Below are 3,874 nucleotides of genomic sequence, written 5' to 3'. Positions count from 1 at the left end.
GGGGTCGCCAGCGCCGTCGGCCTCGTCGGCCCCATCGGCCCCATCGACCCGCGTCCGCCCGGTCGGCGCCGTGGGCGCCGGCTCGTCGGCGAGCAGCGCGTGCTGCGCGGTGGCGAGCAGGTCGAGGCGGGCGGGCCCGGGCGCGTCGAGCACCTCGACGATGCGGCGCACCGCCGCGATGCCCAGTCCCCCGGCATCGGTCAGGGCGCGCACGAGGCGGATCCGCTCGACGTGCGACTCGTCGTACTCGGCGGTGGTGCGGGAGGTCTGCCGCCCCGGCGCGAGCAGGCCTTCGCGCAGGTAGAACTTGATCGTGCCGATCGGCACCTCGGTGCGCGCGGAGAGGGCGGAGATCCTCATCGAGCTCCTTCCGGGAGTGCGACAGCGGGCTGGACATCGGACCGAGAGCACGCCGACGGGACGGCCTCAATTCTCACGCAGATCCGCCGCTGCGCGAGACGGCGGGGTCGGGCGGGCAGCGCCGGGCGGACGGGACGCACCGGGCCGAACGCGGCGAGGACCGACGGGTCGGGCAGGACGGAGAAGGACAGCGGCCCGGAACACCCTTGACGGGGAGTCGACCCGAGAGCACCCTTAGACAGTAGCACTTTCTAATTGAGACGAGGGCCCCATGGACCACCCCGCCGCGCCCGCTGACCGCCCGGCCGCCTCCACCGACCGTCGGCCCCCGAACCTGACCCACGCCGAAGTCGACGACCTTGTCGTCTTCCACATCGGCATGACCATCCGCGCCCCATGGCGGCCGGACCTGTGGGCCCCCGTCGCCGCCGCGATGCCGCGCATGCTCGCCGAGCTGCACCGCAACCGCGCCGCGGCCGAGCGCGGCGAGGCCGAGGACCTCGGCTTCCTCGGCGCGGACACCCTGATCGGCGCGAAGGGCCCCTGGGTGGTGCAGTACTGGCGCAGCACCGAGCACCTCTACGCCTACGCGAGCATGTCGAGCGCCGAGCACCTGCCGGCCTGGAAGGCGTTCAACAAAGCGGCCCGGAAGCACCCCGGCGCGGTCGGGATCTGGCACGAGACCTATGCCGTGCCCGCGGACGGGATCGAGACCTTCTACGGCAACGGGGCGACGGTCGGGCTCGCGAAGGCGGTCGGCTCCGCTCCCCTGGCCTCCCGGGGACGCACCGCCGCCCAGCGGCTCGGCACCCGCTGAGGCGCCGCGCCCCTGCCCTCCCGGGGACGCGACGTCGGGCAGCGAATCGGCACCCTCCACGGCACCGCGCCTCGAGCCCTCCGGTCCCGGCATCGCCCTCACTGCAGGGCCGGCTCCCGGAAAAGCATGGGGCGCTGGTCGCCGCTGCGCCGTAGTGTCGGCCCTCCGAGCCGCGGCCCCGCCGCGGGGCACCCGCGCGGGGGAACCGGCCCCGTCGACGGGTGGGATCCGCCGGAGATACCTCGACGACGGGTCACCGCCGACCGATCAGGATCCGCCTGCGGCGTCCCCGCGACGCGCATGGCCCGACGGGTCGTCCCCTCGCCGCCGGGCGCCCGGATCGGCTCAGTGGCCGAGGACGCTCCGCGCTGCGAACAGGCGCGCCCCGGGCAGCGTGACCGCTCGGCGGGCGATCTGCTGGAGGCGCAGCTGGACACGATTCGCGGGGGCGAAGAAGGAGGCGCTGCGACGGCCCGCGAGCTGCACCTGCTCGGCCGTCGGCCGCCAGCGCCGTTCGTACTCGACCAGCCCCACCTCGACGTGCGGCCCGGCCGCACGGAGGCTCCGGGCCAGCGCCTCCGCCCCCGCGATCGCGAGCGAGGTGCCCTGCCCGGCCAGGAGCGAGGGGGCGTGGGCGGCGTCCCCGGCGAGGGCCACGCGCCCGCGGCTCCAGCGGGGCGCGATCGCCTGGGCGGCGAGGTCGTCGTAGAAGGACTCCGGGGCGTTCTCGAGGGCCCGGTCGACCTGCGGGTGGAGGCCGGCGAAGTCACGCTGGAGCCGATCCCGATCAGGGACGGGCCGCTCGGTGCTCGCAGCATCGGTGCGCTCGGCGAACATCGCGCCCACCCGGCCCTCGCCGGCCGCGTACGCCCAGCCCACCCGGCCGACGGTGTCGGTCATGAGCATCCGCTCCCCCAGCTCGCCTGCGAGCTCGGGATCCGGGTAGAGGTAGCTCGCCACCCGATAGCCCATCGGCACGATCTTCCCGTGACCGGGAGCCACCCTCTCCCGCACCGGGGAGCGCACTCCGTCGCAGGCCACGACGAGGTCGGAGGCGAGCGTGGTCCCGTCGGCGAGCTCGACCAGGGCGCCGCGCGGGGAGCCCCCGCCCTGCAGCCCGATGTCGCGGACCGCGACGACACGGGCCGTGTAGCGCAGGTCGACGGAGCGCGGCAGCACGGCGAGGAGCCCGAGCTCGACCTCCGGTCGCAGGATGGAGAAGTAGCGTCCGCCGAGGGCCGCGGCGAGGGGTCCGACGTCGATCCGGCCGGACTCGGCCCCGTCGGGCGTCCCGTAGCGCACGCCCTCGTAGACGTGGCCGCGGGAGCGGAGCTCGTCGATGATCCCCATCCGCTCGGCGGCGACGAAGCCGGGGCCGAAGAAGTCGATCATGTAGCCGCCGCCGCGGGGGCCCGGGGAGGCCTCGAGCACGGTGACGTCGTGGTCGGGGGCGAGCTGGTGGGCGAGGGCGAGGCCGGCGATGCCGCCTCCGATGACGGTGACGTCCATGCCCTCGACGCTACCTGCGACCGACGGAGCTGCCCAGGGGGTTTCCCGCAGGCTCTCGAGCCGCGAGGCGAGCGGGACGGGACGCGGCGGGATGGCAGAAGGTTTTGTGCCCGTGAGGACTCATGCGGGGGCCCACATGAAGCCTCACGGGCACAAAAGGTGCGGCCCGCCCGGCCTGGCCCGGTCGAGGCGGGGCGAGATAGGGCGGGGCGGCGTGGCATGGCTCGGCCGGCCGATGTGCCGACTCTGCCCCCTGCCCCCGCTACTCGCCCTCGTGCTCGACCGCGGCGACGGCCGGGACGGGGCCGGTGGGGGTGCCCTCGAGCACGGCCTCGTCCTCGTCGGGGTCCACACCGTCGGCGAACTGCGACCAGTACAGCCGGTGGTAGGCGCCGCCCGCGGCGAGCAGCTCGTCGTGCGAGCCCTGCTCGACGATGTCGCCGTGCTCCATCACCAGGATCACGTCGGCGTCGCGGATGGTGGAGAGCCGGTGCGCGATGACGAAGCTGGTGCGGTCGGTGCGCAGCGCCGCCATCGCCTCCTGCACGAGCACCTCGGTGCGGGTGTCCACGGAGCTGGTGGCCTCGTCGAGGATCAGCAGCGCGGGGTCCGCGAGGAAGGCGCGGGCGATCGTGATCAGCTGCCGCTCGCCGGCGGAGACGTTCGCGCCCTCGTCCTCGATGACGGTGTCGTAGCCGTCGGGGAGGGTGTGCACGAAGCGGTTCACGAAGGTGGCGGTCGCGGCGGCGACCACCTCCTCGTCGGTCGCATCCAGCCGGCCGTAGCGGATGTTCTCCCGGATCGTGCCGCCGAAGAGCACCGCGTCCTGCAGCACCATGCCCACGCGGGAGCGCACCGCGCCGCGGTCCAGGGCGCGGATGTCCACGCCGTCGAGCCGGATCTCGCCGGCGTCGATCTCGTAGAACCGCATGATCAGGTTGACCAGGGTGGTCTTGCCCGCGCCGGTGGGGCCGACGATCGCGATCGTCTGCCCGGGCTCCGCCGTCAGCGACAGGTCGCTGATCAGCGGCTTCTCCGGGGTGTAGGAGAAGGCGACGTGGTCGAACTCGATCCGGCCGCGGGTGGGGCCGGTGAGCTCCTGGCGCGGGACGATGCGGCGCGCGGGGGCCGACGAGCCGGCCTCGCCCTCGACGATGCCGGCACCGGTCGCCTCCGCCGGACCGCCCG

General features: G+C 74.6%; 4 protein-coding genes. 1 reads left to right on the top strand and 3 read right to left on the bottom strand.

Features of this window, described 5'->3' with window-relative positions:
- Positions 1-360 (bottom strand): MerR family transcriptional regulator (locus HMPREF3159_RS14295; protein WP_141748252.1); only part of this gene is annotated, 360 nt, incomplete at its 3' end.
- 271 nt (positions 361-631) lie between these two features.
- On the opposite strand from HMPREF3159_RS14295, the gene HMPREF3159_RS14290 reads away from it, so the two are divergent.
- Positions 632-1,177 carry a DUF4188 domain-containing protein gene (locus HMPREF3159_RS14290; RefSeq protein ID WP_141748251.1) on the top strand — a complete coding sequence of 182 codons (546 nt, stop codon included), beginning with the start codon at positions 632-634 and terminating at the stop codon, positions 1,175-1,177.
- A gap of 345 nt (positions 1,178-1,522) precedes the next feature.
- Here HMPREF3159_RS14290 and HMPREF3159_RS14285 read toward each other — a convergent pair whose 3' ends face one another.
- Positions 1,523-2,686, bottom strand: coding sequence for an FAD-dependent oxidoreductase (locus HMPREF3159_RS14285; RefSeq protein WP_070501794.1), 1,164 nt, complete (start codon positions 2,684-2,686; stop codon positions 1,523-1,525).
- Between the two features lie 262 nt (positions 2,687-2,948).
- Positions 2,949-3,874, bottom strand: a 926-nt coding sequence (locus tag HMPREF3159_RS14280) for an ABC transporter ATP-binding protein (protein ID WP_246821646.1), incomplete at its 5' end; no start/stop codon positions are given.

It is taken from the genome of Brachybacterium sp. HMSC06H03 (genome assembly GCF_001807385.1).
Classification (GTDB): Bacteria; Actinomycetota; Actinomycetes; order Actinomycetales; family Dermabacteraceae; genus Brachybacterium; species Brachybacterium conglomeratum.
This window is presented reverse-complemented; position numbering and strand designations above follow the sequence as displayed.